The organism is Streptosporangium sandarakinum, from assembly GCF_050942225.1.
GTDB lineage: Bacteria > Actinomycetota > Actinomycetes > Streptosporangiales > Streptosporangiaceae > Streptosporangium > Streptosporangium nondiastaticum.
In genome coordinates this window covers 7,412,244-7,427,276 of record NZ_CP192034.1, presented here as the reverse complement: position 1 = coordinate 7,427,276, position 15,033 = coordinate 7,412,244, and the positions used below count along the sequence as shown (strand labels likewise).

Genomic DNA, 15,033 nt, shown 5'->3' with positions numbered 1-15,033 from the left:
AAAGATCGTCCTCAGTGAAGAGCTTTCTGGCCGAGCGTCCTGCTTTCCGGGCTGAGTGCTGGGGCTCCGGCGGTGGCTTGGCTGCCATCGACGGAGGCGCGGTGGGCGGATGTGGCTCATCTGGGATGATTCAGGGCCGTATGCCGTAATTTGTGATTATTTGACCTCAACTTCGATTGAGGATGAAGAGTGCTCTGCGTCGGTGTCGGACAAGCTGAATGCAGGAGGCGGCTGACGTGCGAGTGGTGCAGGTGACGCGTTTCGGAGGTCCCGAGGTTTTGGTTCCGGGCGAGGTGCCGGACTCGGTCGCCGGACCGGGACAGGCGGTGGTCGACGTATCCGTCGCCGGCATCACGTTCGTCGAGACTCAGATCCGGCGGGGTGTCGACAAATGGCACACCAGGCCTGCACTGCCGTACGTGCCGGGCGGTACGGTGGCCGGTCAGGTGGGTTCGGTCGGGGAGGGCGTGGATCCGAGCTGGTCCGGACGGCGTGTCATCGCCGATGTGGGGGAGACCGGCGGCTTCGCCGAGCGCGCGGTGGCCGTAGTGGAGGATCTGATCCCGGTGCCGGACGGGCTGGGGTTGCCCGAGGCCACCGCTCTTCATACCGACGGCAGCACCGCGCTGGGGCTGGTCGAGGGAGCTCGGATCCTTCCCGGGGAATGGGTGCTGGTCGAGGCGGCAGGTGGCGGTGTCGGCACTCTGTTGGTGCAGTTGGCTCGGGCGGCAGGCGCCAGAGTCGTGGGAGCCGCACGCGGTGCACGGAAACTGGACATGATCCGTGGTCTGGGCGCGGATGTCGCGGTCGACTACTCGGACCCGGACTGGGCGAAGCAAGTACGCGAGGCGACCGGTGGCGCGGGGCCCGATGTGGTGTTCGACGGGGTCGGCGGAGCGATCGGCCGGGCCGCGTTCGAGGTGACGGCGGCCGGTGGCCGCTTCTCCATCCACGGTGCTTCCAGCGGTCAAGTCACGGAGATCGATCCTGCCCAGGCGCAACGGCGCGGAGTCGAGGTGATCGGGATCGAGCAGCTTTTCGGTTTCGGGCCGAAGATGCGGGGCTGGGCCGAGCGGGTGCTGTCGGAGGCGGCGGCGGGTCGGATCCGGCCGATCATCGGGCAGGCTTTCCCTCTGGAGCGTGCTGCGGACGCGCATGCCGCGATCGAGTCGCGAAGTGCCCTGGGCAAGACTCTCCTGCTTATCTGATGATGCTTAGCGCGGTGTTCCCCCGACCAGATCATCTCTAGTCGATAGAGGCCGGAGGGAGTCAGCGAAGTGATCTGAAGTGCGGGTTATCGGGCCGGTGGTGGTCGGCTTCTGCCTGTGAGCGGCGAGCGGTCGAGGTGCTCTGCTGGGATCTTGAAGGTGTCGGCGGGTGTGTCGGGCCCGCTGGGGGGCTGGTGGATGTGGCGCCACTGGTCGAGGAAGTGGTCGTTGGCAACAGCGATGAGCAACGCGACCAGAATGGTCTGGGCGGCGCGGCCATGGGCGAGCCGGTTCTTCGGATCACCAAGGTCGAGGTCATGGCCCTTGAGACAGCCGTTCAGCCCCTCCGTCATCGCCCTGGCATGGAGTATGTCCCCCGCCACGAGGGGCTGAGGTAGGGCAGGTCCTGGCGGAGCTTGTCGAGGTGGTCGAGGTCGCCGGAACGCAGGGTGATGGTGTGCTGGTGGCAGATCTTCGGCAGTTCGCTGGTCTTGTGCTCAGGGGTTGGGGGCAGGCCGGGGCCTGCCCCGGCGAGGGCGCGCGGCGCACCGGCAAGATCCTAAAAGTGCAAGATCACCACATCGGAAGTCTCTACGGTTCGTAGGGGGTTGCCAAAGGGCAATCCTGGAGGCAATAGGGTCAACGACCATGATCAACAACTGGCGAGCGGACCGGATCGGAAGTGCCCTGGAGGGCGGCAATCCCACCGTGCTGCGACGGCTCGAAGCCGGCTTCGCGGTGATCGGCGATACCCAATTCCTGCCGGGCTACTCGGTCCTGCTGGCAGACGAGCCCGACGCTCAGCGGCTATCGGACCTACCCCGCGCCAAGCGACTGGCGTTCCTCTCCGACATGGATCGGCTCGGCGAGGCGGTTGAGCGGGCCTGCCGCGACCTAGATGTATTGACCACAAGCGTTGTTAACGCTGATTGGGCTTGATCATGGCGAAGACCTCCGGTGTGGTGGAGCTGTCTAGGAACGCACCACACGGAGGTCTTCGTGTCCCACCGTAACGCCCGGCTGACCGTTCACGGCAGGCGTCTGCTCATCGAGCGTGTCCGTTCGGGCCGCCCCGTCGCCCATGTAGCCGCCGAGATGGGCATCTCCCGCACCACGGCACACAAGTGGGTGCGCCGGTGGAAGCAGGAAGGAGACGCCGGGCTGGCCGACCGTTCCAGCCGCCCTCACAAAACACCGCACCGGACCGCGGCGGACGTCGAGGCGCGTGTCTGCCGGCTGCGACAGGACCGCAAGCTGGGCCCGGCACGCATCGGCCCGATCCTGGGCCTGCCCTCATCCACGGTGCACCGCATCCTGACCCGGCACCGGCTGAACCGTCTTGCGTTCCTGGACCGGCCCACCGGAGAAGTGATCCGCCGCTACGAACGGGCCCGGCCCGGCGAGCTGGTCCACGTGGATGTGAAGAAACTCGGCCGCATCCCCGCCGGCGGCGGCCACAAGGTCCTCGGCCGCCAAGCCGGCCGGGCCAACCGCAGCAGCGTGGGGTTCGACTACATCCACTCCGCCGTCGACGACCACACCCGGCTGGCCTACAGCGAGATCCACAGCGACGAGAAGGCCGCCACCTGCGCCGCCTTCCTGCGCAGGGCCGCCGCCTTCTTCGCCGCCTGCGGGATCGACCGCGTCGAACGGGTCCTGACCGACAACGCCTGGCCCTACCGCAAGAGCTTCGCCTGGCGGCAGGCACTAGCCGACATCGGCGCGACAGGCAAGCTCACCCGCATCTACCGGCCACAGACCAACGGCAAGGTCGAACGCTTCAACCGCACCCTGCTCGACGAGTGGGCCTACATCCGCACCTACACCAGCAACGACGAACGGACCCAGGCCCTGGCAGACTTCATCCACACCTACAACCACCACCGCTGCCACACCGCACTCGGCGGACAGCCACCAATCACCCGCGTCAACAACCCTGCGGGTCAATACACCTAGACCCAGCGTTTCGGCGAGTGAACCTGGAGATCCTCGGCAACACCGATGCCTTCCTTCATGCGCATGTGTGGCCGCGCTACGAATGGGAGCCCGCCCATCTGGTCGGCCGCCCGGTGTGGCTGTACCCGCACGAACACTGGAGCGATCAGCAATTCGCTCTGGGGCCACAGCACAATGCGATGCGTGAGGCGATCAAGCGTGAACTGCATCTACTCTCGGGAAACGATCATTCCTGAATAGGGAAGCGATCTTCGAAGTAGCTCTCGCGCTGTAGGTCAGCCGTACTCGTGAACACCCCACCAGACGAAAGGCCCGGCTCCAGGTCATGGAGTCGGGCCTTCGACGTGCTGAGATCCTGCCGAGGGCAGGGTGTGCTGAGGGCTGTCCGCCTACACTCGAAGACATGGGTGCCATGCGTGAGGAGCTTCACCACCTGGTGGATCAGGTGCCGGAGGCAGAGCTCCGGCCGGCCTTGGAGTTGATCCGGGGCTTCCTGGAGGAGCATGAGGAGAGCGAGCGGGATCTGCCGTTCTTCGCCTCGTTCGAGGACGAGCCGGACGCGTCCGAGAAGTATCGAGAGATCCTGCGTTCCAGGTCGGGCTTCTGACGTGCTCCTGTGCGACTCGGGCGTGCTTATCGCGGTCGGGAGCAAGAAGGACAGGCACCATCACGCGTGCCTCGATCTGCTGCGCCGTACCAAAGGACCGATCCTTGTGCCGTCGCCGGTGCTTGGTGAGGTGGGGTATTACCTGACGGCCCGGGTCGGTCCCGAGGCGGAGCTGAACTTCCTGAGGTCCTTCGGCGGCAACGGCTTCCGGCTGGCCGAACTTGAGGAGAGAGACCTCGTCCGCATGGCGGAGTTGGCGCAGCAGTACATCGGCTTCCCTCTGGGAATCGTCGACGCATCGGTCATCGCGGTGGCCGAACGCTTGGGGCTGTCGACGATCGCCACGGTCGATCATCGGCACTTCCGCGCGGTGAGACCCCGCCATGTCGATGCGTTCACCCTCCTGCCGGAAGGGATCACGAGCCTCGGCTGAACGGCCGGGGCCGGGACAGGACTCATGATCAGTGAAGACCAACTGGATTCAGCGAAAAGTCAGCGGACCCGCTGACACGAGGGCGTGGCCGAGATCATCAGATAGTACCGGCGCGGCACCTGACGACACCGGACGGCACCCGATGGGCCCTCCCGGTACGCCCCACCAGTGTTCGCATCGAAGGGGTCAAGGGTTCGAATCCCCTCATCTCCACCCAGGTCAGAGGCCGCTTCTGAGAGATCGGGAGCGGCCTCTTGCGTTGCCGGGTGACCAACTGAGTGACTACGGTCGGCCGTACCCCGTTCGGAGATCCCGCTCGTCGCGGGATCATGGATCTCCTCCTCCCGAGATCCTTACGGAGGAGAGAACGTTGCGGGTCTGGGAGGAAGTCGATTAAGCCCCACGTGCTGCTGTGCTGGGCGAGCGCTGTTCTGCTGTCGCTCCTTCCTCATTGGGGATTCCTGGTTCCTGACTCAGGGATTCAGATCTGCGCTTATCTGAACACTGAGGGTGGGTACACCGGTCGTGACGTGCTTGCCCTCGGTTTCGGCGCTATGTCCACGTTTCTTCCCGTTGTCCTGGTGACGCTGGCAGCAGCCGTATGGCGATCACCGCGGAGGAGGCTCCGTTCCCTGACATGGGTCGGGGCCGGTACGGCGCTCATGACGGCCGCCTACTACGCGCTCTCGATCGTCATGTTCTTCTCCCCCCACTACTGCCCTTCGGGTTCACAGGGACTTTGGTTCGTTCTTCTGCTCTATGGAGGTATAGCCGCACTCCTCATCGCCGGTACGTTGCGCAGCCGCCGAGCGGACGCCGGCGCGCGGCCGTGAGCGGTGCTCAGTCGTGCGGGAAGATTTGGTCCATCGCTTCGGCCCCTTCCAGGAGCATCGGGCGGAGCTGCTTGCGGTAGACGGTCTCCGTCACCGAGGTGTTGCGGTGGCCGACCAGGCGGGAGATGTTCTCCAATGGCGCCCCGGAGTCGGGCAGCAGCGAGACGAAGCTGTGGCGCATCTCCCGAGGTGTCCACTCCTGGGCGTTGAGACCGGCGGAGTGACGAGCCCCGCGCCGGCCCCTGGCGCCGGGTACTTCGGGCACGGCAAGCACCGCGGACTGAGTAACAACGACTGCGGACGAGTCCGGATGATCGTGGACTGTCGGGGACTGCCCCCGCAGCTCAGACGGCACATCAGCCAAGGTCCCCGTCCACGCGAAATGGCTTCGCATCGAAGGGGTCAGGGGTTCGAATCCCCTCATTTCCACAAGACGAAAGGCCCGGTTCCAGGTCATGGAGCCGGGCCTTTTCGCTGCTCAGGGGTATGCGGGTCGTCGGTGGCCGGGATCGTGCGGCGCGGTGCCCGCTGGGAGCTCCGGGGCGGGAGTCAGTGAAAAGTCAGCGGACGTCCTTGAAGCGGGTGAGCCGTGGCACTGTGGCGAGGCGCTGGGCGACGGCCGAGTCAGGCATCGGGATTGTCGAGGATGACGACGGGCGCCTCTTCCACATCCAGCAACTCGCTCTCAAGCCTCATGCCGGTGGCCGCTTCCATGAAGGCGAACGGCGCGCTGCGCTTGCCGCGGTAGTCCTCCAGGTCGAGGCTGTCGAGCATGGCGCGGAAGCCGGTCAGGATGCCGGGGTCTCCCTGTTGGATGGTGTGCTCGGGGAAGAGGAAGTCACGCATCCGTGCCCGGATCCTGCCGCCGGCCGCGTAGAGGAGTGTCTCGCCCCCCTTGAAGTGCCAGGTCGTCATCCATACGCGTGCCTCTTTGCTGAGCTCGGTGAGGACGAGGTCGGACGGGGCTATGCCGTAGCTGAATTCGAGGAAACCCCAGCCTCCTTGGCCTTGGAAGACGAAGAGAACGGGCCGGTCCTCCGTGAAAGCCTCCTCCGTGGGGTACTCCATGATGCGATGCTCGGGGTCGCGACCCCCGTTCAGCCGCCGGAGGAGATCGTCCACTGTGATCTCCTCGTTGAGAGGTTGCACGATGATCCAGCAGAGTCCGTTCTCCAGCCACTGGTGCCGCTCGAAGAGGCTGCGGTAGTGATCGATCAAATGATCATTATGGTGAGGGCCGGGCAGCATGATGAAGGCCCGACCCCAGATAGTGGAATCGGGCCTTCTGGGCGACCAGGAACTATGCGGTCGGTTCTTCGGAGATGGACGGTTCGGCTATCGCTGCTTTCTCCACGATCGGATTGAGGGAGAAGTCAGCGAACACCGCACGAGCCCTGCTGCCGCGGTCGCGGGAGGCGTGTGTGTAGCGGTTGAGCGTGGTCGAGATCTGCTCGTGCCCGATGAGCCCCGCCACGTCGTTGACGGGGACGCCCTCGGAGACGAGCCAGGTGGCGTGGTGGTGCCGTAGGTCGTGGAACCGTAGCCTTTCGCCCGCGTGCTGAGCGAGGTGGGAGACGGCCTCTTCCCGGGTCGGGAACCGCTTGCGTCGTTCGGTGCCTGTCTTGTCGGTCCAGGTGCCGAGGAAGCCGTCCCCGAGATCGGTGACCGAGCCGAGCAGACCGGCCCGGACGAGGGACGGCCACCAGACGCGGGCGCGGAAGGTGTGCCGGCTCATCAGGTTGCCACTACGACCGGTGAAGACCTCGCCGAGCGGTCCGGCGGGGAAGGCGGCCCGGTGCCGGGTGAGGAGGTCGACCGCGAACCCGGGGGCGGCACCTCCCGGCACCCGGCCCTGGACTTCGGATAGGGCTTGATGGTGATGCCTGCGACAGGCATACAAGGGCGAGGTCCTTCGCAAGGGATCGTCGATCACCAGTCGTCGGTGATGAGGCGCTCGGGCGGGGCCGTGATCTTGACGGGTTCTCCCCATCCTCGATATATGATGTTCATCGTCATGGTCTCGGCGTCACCGCCCTCCGGCCGGGTGAACCTGATGATGGCGTAGAAGCGTCGCGGCAGGTCGTCCGGGCCCACCCAGAGTTTCCAGGTGATCGGCCCACTCCACGAGCCACTCTCCTTCTCGGTCCCGAAGGTCATCCCGGCCTGCCTCTCACCCAGCTCGGGAACCGTCACCGTGCCGCTGTGGAGGGTCGTCTTCACTCCCTCGAACGTTCCGCCGTTGGCGCTGATCTCAGCGTGAGAGGTGGCCAGCTTGAGGAAGCCCGGGTTGATCCCGTTGATCAGGTCCTCTCCCTAGATGACCCCGGCAAAGTTCCGCCCGTAACTCCATCTCCCCACCGTCGACGGTGACTTCCAGACGTACTTGCCGTCCTTGGAACGCACGTAGGCCTGCGAGTAGAACTCCCGGCCGATGCTGATTTCCCGGGACCGGCCTGTCCCCTGTGGTTCCTGGTGGATCGTCGTGGTGTCGGCGGCGTACACGCCCGAAGCCCTGAAGCGGTACGCACCGGACGCCTTCATGTCCCAGGTGGCTGGGGGCCCGCCACGTCGCTTGACGGAGAAGCGCACGCTGCTCTTCTTCGCGAACTGCTTCTTGATTGCTTTGGCGACGGAGTCGAGAGACTTCGATTCGGGAGCCGCGTGCACGGCGCCGCCGGGAATCGCGACGCTCAACAGGCCGGCCACCACCAGCGCGACGCTCATGCGTTTCATGCGCCGATCATCACGGATGATGATCACGACCTCGGCACAGCAAATCCTCTGCCCAGCCTGATCGCCCAGACCGGGGAGAAGCCGGCGATGGTCTACCCGACTCCGGGCAGACCTGGGACGCGGAGAACCGGCGCTGGACGGGCAGGGCCTTGGCGTGGATGACATAGATCCCAGCCATGATCTTGAGATGTCGCCGGAGTGTGGCGGGTGGTGGCGACCACCCAGGAACGGCATCGGAGCGGGTTGCTCCAGCCGTAATGGGCTCCGATGGGTGGGTGTGCCGAGTCAGCGAACCTCTGATACGAGGACGCGGCCGAGATCATCAGACGGCACTGACGCGGCACCTGACGACGCCGGACGAATCCGATGAGCCGGTCCGGCGTGCCTCACCAGTGTTCGCATCAAAGGGTCATGGGTTCGAATCCCCTCATCTCCACCCAGTTCAGAGGCCGCTTCCGAGAGATCGGGAGTGGCCCCTTGCATTGCCGGGTGACCAACCGAGTGATTACGGTTCATCCACCGGCTCCGTTCCCTCCGGGTTTCGCAGAGTCCAGTGACGAGGTGTCTCAGCGGTGAGTGATTCCAGTCCCGTGACCGTGTGGGTCTTCCTGGGCGAGGACGCTCAGTGGCCGTCCGGCGTGTTCCGGACACAGGAACGCGCAGAGTCCTGGATCAAGGCCGGAAAGCTGACGGGGATGCTCACGGAGTACCCCCTCGACACGGGTGTCTACGACTGGGCGATCGAGCACGGCCACTTCCGGCCCCGCGCCGCCCATCAGCGGACCTCCTCGTTCGTCGGGCGCTTCACGACCGCGCAGCAGGAGCACTTCCACTACATCGATGGGAACCTGGACTAGGCGCCTGCATCAAAGATCTTGTGACAGGATCGCGGGATGCTGCGACTCACCGATTTCATCATCGACTGTCCGGACCCGATGAAGCTTGCGGCCTTCTACTCTGAGGTGACGGGTCGTCCGATCAAGGAAGACAGCCACGAGAACTGGGCCGGCATCAAGTTCGGTGAGGTCGAGCTGGCCTTCATCCGGGTGGACGACTACCGCGCTCCGCAGTGGCCCGACAGCGAGCACCCCAAGCAGTTCCACCTTGACTTCGAAGTGGACGAGATCGAGTCCGAGCAGCGCCGCATCCTCGACCTCGGTGCGACGCTGCGGCAGGACTTCATCGGCCCCGACGGCTACGGCTGGCGGGTCTACACCGACCCGATCGGCCACCCCTTCTGCCTGTGCCGCAACAAGGGCGTCATCTGGACCGACCAGGGCCTGACCTGGTCCAAGCGCGACTAGGTTCTGTACGGAGTCGAGATCAGGGGGATTCGTCTGCGCTTTGGTCTCCGGGTCTGATAGGCCATCGTCATGGCGTGTGGAGACCTCACCGATGAGGAATGACCCTTGATCGGGCCTCACCTGCCCCTGGGTGAGCGGTGCCCGATCCCGGACCTGCGGCAGCGGTTCAACGCCGTGATGTGGCGGTTTCGTACCGGCGGCCCGTGGCGGGATCTGCCCGCTGAGTACGGGCCGTGGTCGGCCGTCCATGACCGGTTCCGCTCCTGAGCCACCGCCGGCGTCTTCGAACGCCTGATGCAGGTGGTGATCGACGAGGCCGCGGCCCGAGGGCAGACCGATCTCGGCCTGGCCGGCGTGGACTCCACCACGGCCCGCGCCCACCACCATGCCGCCGGATGACCCTGACGGCACGATGGTCACCGCGCTCCAGGAGGCCGCCGACAGTCACCTCGCCGACCTGTGGCCACGCGGAGCCATCCTGTGGTTCCGAAGCCTTCGGCCCAGGTGAGGATCCGTACTCCGTACAGGCCCTGGTCGTCTCATCCCGTTCGACCTGGGAAGCGACCCGCCATGTTCGCTCTTTCCCGTCCGATCCGTCGTGACGCCGGGCTGTCGGCCCAGCGGGATCGCGTACTCGGCCGGTGTATCCGCATACCGCTTGGATTCCGGAAGGCTGTGGAAGCGAACCCGGCGTGAGCCGTGGAACCGCTTCGGTTCATGGCCGACAGGCGGACGATCCGGCCGGTTCGCTTGTCACCGCTCGCTCGGCTCAGGTCACTCGTCGAGCACGCGACTTCACGTCCTGGGCGAGCAGGGTCAGCCATGACCAGGCGGCAACGATCATGATTCGCTGGAACAGGCCGCCGAAGGCCACGAGGTTCGGCGATTGGGCGAAGGCCGCGTTCGAGAGCCCGAGGGTGACGAGGACGACGATGGCGGTCGCGGCCGAGTACAGCGCCCAGCCTCGCCGGTTGGCGGCGGCGAACCGGCGGGCGAACACGATGCAGGCCCCCAGGATTGCGACGAAGGCGACCAGCGACACGGCGTCGTGCAGGGCCGCCTGGGTGCTGCCATAGGCAGGCAGCAGATCCGGGCTGCCGGCCGGGTATCCGCTCACCGGGTCCGTGGTGAACAGGCCGGCTCCGACGAGGCCGAGCGCCCACACGCCCACGAGCGATGGGCCCCATGACCTGCCGGGCCCTGAGCGCAGATTCCGCCGGAGCCCGACGGCGAAGACGGTGGTCAACGCGCCGGTGACGAGGAATGTGGCGCTCTGCACCCAGCCGTGATCGCCGAGGGCGAGAGAACTCACCGGATGGCGCAGCGGATCGTAGCCGTTCCGAACGGCGCCCTGAATCAGGAAGCTGAGCACGAACAGCGGACCGGCGGCGATGCCGCAGATGAACGTGGCCTTGGACATCGAGCCCTCCTCAAGCGTTTGAGGCTTGTCAGTTTGAATTGACAAGCGGCGACTGTCAATCCAAACTGACAGACATGGAGGAGTCCGAATTGGTCGCCCGGTTGCGCTCGCACGACCCGGCGGTGGGGTTGCGCGCCGTCGGTGCCCTGCACCGGCTCGCGGAGCAGGTCGAGGCCGCCGCAGTGGCCCGCGCTCGAGCCGAAGGCTGGTCCTGGGAGCAGATCGGCGACGCGCTCGGCGTCTCGCGTCAGTCCGCCCACGCCAAGCACGGGAAGTGAGTCGCGATGTTCGAACGGTTCACGGCCGGTGCCCAGGCCGCAGTCGTGGTGCACGCACCGGCGGAGGCGCGGTGGCGCGGCGATCGGCGCATCGGCACAGAACATCTACTCCTCGGCGTGCTCCATGAAGCAGAGGCGGCACAGGCACTCGGGGTGGACGTCGAATCGGCGCGGTCCGCGCTCGCCGTCCTGGATGAGGCCGCCCTTGCCGCAATCGGCGTGGACGCGCGTGGCGTCGAGCGGGCCATGATTTCGGCACCGTCGAAACGGATGCCCTTCACCTCCGGTGCGAAGGCCGCGCTGTCCCGGGCTGTCGTCGTGGCCAGGCGCGGTCCCGCGCGCCGGATCACCGCAGTCCACCTGCTGGCCGGGCTCCTGGACGGTGACCGCACCGATCCCGCGTCCGACGTGCTGACCGAGCTCGGCGTGGACCGGGTGACCGTCCGTGCCCGTCTCGCACCGTAGCCGATGGCGCGACGAGGTGAGTGCCGTGGACCTGGGCGGTCTCGTGGTGAGCGGGCCACGCGCGCCAGGACTTCGACGTCGACGAGCCGGCCGCCGTGGCACCCACCGTCGGGTCACTGCGGATCAAGGAACCCTCACGCCGCTGTCCTGTACTCCAGCATCCCGGGCACCCGTTCGGAGCTGGGAAAGGATCGCCTCCATGCCGAGAAACGATCTTCTTGTGCCCGCCTCCGCTCCAGGCCAGGTCCACTTGTGAACACCCCACAAGACGGAAAGCCCGGTTTCAGATCATGGAGCCGGGCCTTTTCGTTGTTCAGCGCCTGATCTCCTGTTCGGTGACTTCACCGGCTCCCCGGCCCTCATCTCTCTTGGAGATCGCTCCCGGCTGACGGGAACGGTCTCTTCTCCGGCCACGCATCTGCCGCGTCGTCGGAGCCGGCCCTGTCGGCCCAGGTGTCGAAAACTCCTGCGAGGAGACAACTCGCAGCCGGATGAGGAACAGGAGGTCACCGCTCCGGAGCCTCTTTGGAGACGATTCTTGCGCGCGGGCCGAGTGGGGCGGGGGCCCGCTCGGCCCGGCCTGCCGGATCCACGTGCACGGCGGCTCGTGCTGGTGGGTGCTGTGGCGGCGTCTGGTCGAACGCAGGTCCGGCTCGGAGGCGCTGAAAATCACCGTTCACCGAGAACGGATCACATCTGAGCAGACCGTGGTGATGACCTTCGCGGGCGGAGATGGGGAATACGTCATGGCCGTGAAGATCGCGGAAGGTTCCGTGGCCGCCTGTCAGCTCGTCGACGACCCGGATGTCGTCGACCAGGGCCCGCCCCCTGTCTCTGCCGCCCGCCGGCTCGTCGGGCCGGAAAAGGATCACGGCGGGCCGGAGGCGCTCAACGGCCAAGTCCTCGGCGCTGAGTGATCGACCGACGACAACGGCCATAGATGGCACCGGGCGGCTCATGAACCGCCGGGGACCGCCTCCTCGCTGTCGGACGGTGTCGGCCACGGTCTCGGTGGTGGCCTGGTCGCGCGTCGAAGGAGGCGGGGGTTCGGATCCCCTCATCTCCGGAGCCTTCGGCGCCGCAGGGCCGGATGACCTCCCGCGCCGTCCGGGAATCTTCGGCGCCGCAGGACCGGGCGGCATGCCGATCGGGGCGGTGCACGCCCCCGCCGTCCCCGGGGTCGTGCCACCAATTACGAAACTGTAGTTGCGTAATCCGGGGGCGAGGAGTAGCTTCTTTTTCGCTACCTGAGTTTCGTAATGGGGAGGTCGGCATGGTGTCTCGAGGACGACCGCGTGACATGCAGGTTGACGAGCGGGTGCTGCGGATCGCCGCCGCCCTGATGCTTGAGCGCGGCTACGCCGGTCTGTCCATCGACGAGGTGGCCGAGCAGGCGGGAGTGGCCAAGACCACGCTGTACCGCCGCTGGCCGACCAAGGACCACCTGGCCGTCGCGGTGGTGGCGCGACTGCAGGCCGACGACGAGATCACCGACACCGGCGACATCCGGGCCGATCTCGTCAACTACCTGGAGAAGATCGCCGCCGGGCTCAACCGCATGCGCGCGGCCGGGCACCGCCAGGGCCCCTCCGCCGGAACGGTCGGCGAGCTCGTGGCCGCCGCGGCCAGGCACGAGGACATCGGCCGGCTGACCCGCGAGCAGTACGCCGAGCGCAACGCTCTCGCGCTCGCCCTGATCGAGCGGGCGCGCGTGCGCGGTGAGCTGCGCGCGGACCTCGACGCCGAGGCGCTGTTCGACCAGATGGCCGGCGCCCTCTACTACCGAGTAATGATCACAGGCGCGCCGGTCGACCGGGCCTACGCGGAACGGCTCGTGTCCTCCGCGCTCGAAGGGAACCTGACATGTCACTGATCGTGGAAACCGCCATCGTCCGCGAAGTCGACGCCGAGACCATCGTCTCGCCCACGGCGACCGGACGGCTGCTGCTCGACTCCGGCGACACCGGCGGCGCGCTGAGCACCATCCGGATGACGCTCGCCGAAGGCGCGGACGGCGCCGTGCCCCACCACCACGCCACCTCCACCGAATTTTTCTACATCCTGGGGGGCAAGGCCCGCATCCTGTCGGGCGAGCAGATCGTGACGCTGGAACAGGGCGACGTGGCGGCCGTGCCCCCGCTGACGCCCCACGCGTTCGCCGCCGCCCCCGGCCACACCGCCGACCTCCTCATCGTCGTCGCCCCCGGGATCCAGCGCTTCGAGTACTTCCGCCTGCTCGACCGCCTCCGCCGGGGCGAGGCCACGCTCGAGGAACTGATCGCGTCCCAGGACCTCTATGACAACCACTTCCTCGACAGCCCCGCCTGGACCCGCGACCGCCAGGCGTCCTGACCCTCACCCGTGCTGAAGGAGACCTTCCATGTCCGCGAAACTGCCGTCCCGTGTCACGATCGGCACCGTCCTCTCTGTCGTCGGTGCCCTCTTCATCGGCTACGTCGGGGTGAGCTATCTGCTGGCTCCCCAGTCCATGGCGCCCGATTTCGGCCTGCCGACCTGGCCGCACGGTGAGGGCGCGGGATTCCTGGCCGTCAAGGGGATCCGGGACGTGGTGTCCGGCCTGGTGATCCTCTCGGTCGCTCTGGTGGGGAACCGCCGTGTCCTGGGGTGGGTCATGCTGGCCATGGCGCTCACCCCGATCGGCGACATGTTCATCGTGCTGTTCTCCGATGGAGCGCCCGCCACCGCCTTCGGCGTGCACGGCGCCACCGCCCTGGCGGTCATGCTCGCCGGTGGCCTGCTGCTCAGCGGTTCCAGGCCCCAGCCCCAGCCCTCCGCACGTCTCGCATAGCCCCGCAGTTCCCGTGACGGGTCGGTGATCTGCCCGAGTTCCAGCAAGGGCCGGGAAACGGTCGCCTTCCCACCGGGAAGCGATCTTCCACGACGACATGTCCGGCCAGGCCGTACACACTCTTGAACACCTCCGGTCAGGGCCGCTCCTGAGACGGCCGGTGGCCGGTTGACGAGATCCCGTCCGATCGAATTGATCGAATGGGATTCCGTCGTTCTCCGGGTCGGTGAGGCCGTTGGAGGGCTCGTTCGAGCGCGTGTGGCGGCGCGGAGAGGGGGCGGGCGGTGTCCGGCCACCTGCGGGCGCGTCACGGTGCCGGTTCCGGTGCTCACCCCGTACGAGGACCTGAGTCCCGTCTCTCCCGCCCGGATGACGGGGCGTTCTCGCCGGCCGGACCGCCGGTCAGGTGCGCAGGGACTCCAGCATGCGGGTGAGGGCGGCCTTGGTGTCGGCGAGGGCGCCGGGGTCGGCCGAGGTGGCGAGCCACAGGGCGGCCTCGTTCATGGCGCCGGAGAGCAGGTGGGCGAGGGGGGCGATCGGTTGCCTGGCGATGATGCCGGCCTCGATCAGGCGGGTCAGCGCGTCGGTGAGGTGGCGGGCCGAGGTGGCTTCGTCGAACGCGCGCCACTCGTTCCAGCCGAGTACGGCGGGGCCGTCGATCAGCATGATCCGCTGGATGGCGGGGTCGGCGCTCGCGGTGAGGAAGGCGTGGCATCCGGCGACGAACTGGTCCCAGGGATCCGGCTCGGCGTCGGCGGTCGCGGCCACGCGCCGGCCGACCTCTTCCTGCACCTGCGCGAGGACGGCTCGGAACAGCGCCGTCTTGTCATCGAAGTGGTGGTAGAGGGCGCCCTTGGTGACGCCGACGGCGTTGACGATCTGGGACAGGCCCACGGCGCCGTAGCCCTCGGCCGCGAACAGCCGCCTGCTCTCCCGCAGCAGTGCGCGTCTGGTCTGTTCGCGTTGCTCGGCTCTGCTCATGTCGCT

23 protein-coding genes are annotated in these 15,033 nt (G+C 66.9%); 15 read left to right on the top strand and 8 right to left on the bottom strand.

Going from position 1 to position 15,033, the window contains the following annotated elements; translation table 11 throughout:
- Window positions 1-236: 236 nt before the first annotated feature.
- Window positions 237-1,208 (top strand): zinc-binding dehydrogenase, encoded by a 972-nt coding sequence (locus ACQP10_RS33995; RefSeq protein ID WP_433540368.1) that lies wholly within the window; start codon window positions 237-239, stop codon window positions 1,206-1,208.
- A gap of 86 nt (window positions 1,209-1,294) precedes the next feature.
- On the opposite strand, the gene ACQP10_RS33990 is transcribed toward ACQP10_RS33995, so the two are convergent.
- Window positions 1,295-1,561 carry a hypothetical protein gene (locus tag ACQP10_RS33990; protein WP_399501421.1) on the bottom strand — a complete coding sequence of 89 codons (267 nt, stop codon included), beginning with the start codon at window positions 1,559-1,561 and terminating at the stop codon, window positions 1,295-1,297.
- A 295-nt stretch (window positions 1,562-1,856) separates the two neighbouring features.
- On the opposite strand from ACQP10_RS33990, the gene ACQP10_RS33985 reads away from it, so the two are divergent.
- From ACQP10_RS33985 to ACQP10_RS33965, 5 genes are all read left to right on the top strand, one after another.
- The gene (locus ACQP10_RS33985; RefSeq protein ID WP_433540367.1) at window positions 1,857-2,147 is read left to right on the top strand and encodes a hypothetical protein; all 291 of its coding nucleotides are present in this window, start codon (window positions 1,857-1,859) and stop codon (window positions 2,145-2,147) included.
- A gap of 60 nt (window positions 2,148-2,207) precedes the next feature.
- On the top strand, window positions 2,208-3,164 hold the full coding sequence (locus ACQP10_RS33980; protein ID WP_433539829.1) for an IS481 family transposase: 957 nt from the start codon (window positions 2,208-2,210) through the stop codon (window positions 3,162-3,164).
- 17 nt (window positions 3,165-3,181) lie between these two features.
- Window positions 3,182-3,400, top strand: coding sequence for a hypothetical protein (locus tag ACQP10_RS33975; protein ID WP_433540366.1), 219 nt, complete (start codon window positions 3,182-3,184; stop codon window positions 3,398-3,400).
- A gap of 167 nt (window positions 3,401-3,567) precedes the next feature.
- Window positions 3,568-3,771, top strand: coding sequence for a hypothetical protein (locus ACQP10_RS33970; RefSeq protein WP_399501418.1), 204 nt, complete (start codon window positions 3,568-3,570; stop codon window positions 3,769-3,771).
- 1 nt (window position 3,772) lies between these two features.
- Window positions 3,773-4,204, top strand: coding sequence for a type II toxin-antitoxin system VapC family toxin (locus ACQP10_RS33965; protein ID WP_399501417.1), 432 nt, complete (start codon window positions 3,773-3,775; stop codon window positions 4,202-4,204).
- 840 nt (window positions 4,205-5,044) lie between these two features.
- On the opposite strand, the gene ACQP10_RS33960 is transcribed toward ACQP10_RS33965, so the two are convergent.
- The 5 genes from ACQP10_RS33960 to ACQP10_RS33940 form a co-directional block, all read right to left on the bottom strand.
- Window positions 5,045-5,302 carry a tyrosine-type recombinase/integrase gene (locus tag ACQP10_RS33960; protein WP_399501416.1) on the bottom strand — a complete coding sequence of 86 codons (258 nt, stop codon included), beginning with the start codon at window positions 5,300-5,302 and terminating at the stop codon, window positions 5,045-5,047.
- 359 nt (window positions 5,303-5,661) lie between these two features.
- The gene (locus ACQP10_RS33955; protein WP_433540365.1) at window positions 5,662-6,255 is read right to left on the bottom strand and encodes a hypothetical protein; all 594 of its coding nucleotides are present in this window, start codon (window positions 6,253-6,255) and stop codon (window positions 5,662-5,664) included.
- A gap of 82 nt (window positions 6,256-6,337) precedes the next feature.
- Window positions 6,338-6,883, bottom strand: a complete 546-nt coding sequence (locus ACQP10_RS33950) for a tyrosine-type recombinase/integrase (RefSeq protein WP_433540364.1) — start codon at window positions 6,881-6,883, stop codon at window positions 6,338-6,340.
- Window positions 6,884-6,966: 83 nt separating this feature from the next.
- Window positions 6,967-7,257 (bottom strand): hypothetical protein, encoded by a 291-nt coding sequence (locus ACQP10_RS33945; RefSeq protein ID WP_433540363.1) that lies wholly within the window; start codon window positions 7,255-7,257, stop codon window positions 6,967-6,969.
- A 93-nt stretch (window positions 7,258-7,350) separates the two neighbouring features.
- Entirely contained in the window at window positions 7,351-7,797 is a 447-nt protein-coding gene (locus tag ACQP10_RS33940; RefSeq protein WP_433540362.1) for a hypothetical protein, read from the bottom strand.
- Between the two features lie 545 nt (window positions 7,798-8,342).
- Between ACQP10_RS33940 and ACQP10_RS33935 the strand changes: the two genes are divergently transcribed.
- From ACQP10_RS33935 to ACQP10_RS33925, 3 genes are all read left to right on the top strand, one after another.
- Window positions 8,343-8,627, top strand: coding sequence for a DUF7710 domain-containing protein (locus ACQP10_RS33935; protein ID WP_433540361.1), 285 nt, complete (start codon window positions 8,343-8,345; stop codon window positions 8,625-8,627).
- 36 nt (window positions 8,628-8,663) lie between these two features.
- The gene (locus tag ACQP10_RS33930) at window positions 8,664-9,074 is read left to right on the top strand and encodes a VOC family protein (protein ID WP_399501765.1); all 411 of its coding nucleotides are present in this window, start codon (window positions 8,664-8,666) and stop codon (window positions 9,072-9,074) included.
- Between the two features lie 105 nt (window positions 9,075-9,179).
- Entirely contained in the window at window positions 9,180-9,341 is a 162-nt protein-coding gene (locus tag ACQP10_RS33925; protein WP_433540360.1) for a transposase, read from the top strand.
- Between the two features lie 502 nt (window positions 9,342-9,843).
- Here the strand turns inward: ACQP10_RS33925 and ACQP10_RS33920 are convergent.
- On the bottom strand, window positions 9,844-10,494 hold the full coding sequence (locus ACQP10_RS33920; RefSeq protein WP_390000938.1) for a DUF998 domain-containing protein: 651 nt from the start codon (window positions 10,492-10,494) through the stop codon (window positions 9,844-9,846).
- 74 nt (window positions 10,495-10,568) lie between these two features.
- Here ACQP10_RS33920 and ACQP10_RS33915 point away from each other — a divergent pair, with 74 nt between their 5' ends.
- The 6 genes from ACQP10_RS33915 (at window position 10,569) to ACQP10_RS33890 (ending at window position 14,046) form a co-directional block, all read left to right on the top strand.
- Entirely contained in the window at window positions 10,569-10,772 is a 204-nt protein-coding gene (locus ACQP10_RS33915) for a helix-turn-helix domain-containing protein (RefSeq protein WP_101787230.1), read from the top strand.
- A gap of 6 nt (window positions 10,773-10,778) precedes the next feature.
- The gene (locus tag ACQP10_RS33910) at window positions 10,779-11,237 is read left to right on the top strand and encodes a Clp protease N-terminal domain-containing protein (RefSeq protein WP_346018885.1); all 459 of its coding nucleotides are present in this window, start codon (window positions 10,779-10,781) and stop codon (window positions 11,235-11,237) included.
- A 593-nt stretch (window positions 11,238-11,830) separates the two neighbouring features.
- Window positions 11,831-12,154, top strand: a complete 324-nt coding sequence (locus tag ACQP10_RS33905) for a hypothetical protein (protein ID WP_433540359.1) — start codon at window positions 11,831-11,833, stop codon at window positions 12,152-12,154.
- Between the two features lie 383 nt (window positions 12,155-12,537).
- The gene (locus ACQP10_RS33900; protein ID WP_433540358.1) at window positions 12,538-13,110 is read left to right on the top strand and encodes a TetR/AcrR family transcriptional regulator; all 573 of its coding nucleotides are present in this window, start codon (window positions 12,538-12,540) and stop codon (window positions 13,108-13,110) included.
- Window positions 13,101-13,589: a cupin domain-containing protein gene (locus ACQP10_RS33895; RefSeq protein ID WP_433540357.1), complete on the top strand. Its 489-nt coding sequence runs from the start codon at window positions 13,101-13,103 to the stop codon at window positions 13,587-13,589. Before ACQP10_RS33900 ends, ACQP10_RS33895 begins: the two co-directional genes overlap by 10 nt.
- A gap of 28 nt (window positions 13,590-13,617) precedes the next feature.
- The gene (locus ACQP10_RS33890; protein WP_433540356.1) at window positions 13,618-14,046 is read left to right on the top strand and encodes a DUF4267 domain-containing protein; all 429 of its coding nucleotides are present in this window, start codon (window positions 13,618-13,620) and stop codon (window positions 14,044-14,046) included.
- Between the two features lie 402 nt (window positions 14,047-14,448).
- Here the strand turns inward: ACQP10_RS33890 and ACQP10_RS33885 are convergent, their stop codons facing one another.
- Window positions 14,449-15,027, bottom strand: coding sequence for a TetR/AcrR family transcriptional regulator (locus tag ACQP10_RS33885; protein WP_179825681.1), 579 nt, complete (start codon window positions 15,025-15,027; stop codon window positions 14,449-14,451).
- Window positions 15,028-15,033: the final 6 nt, after the last annotated feature.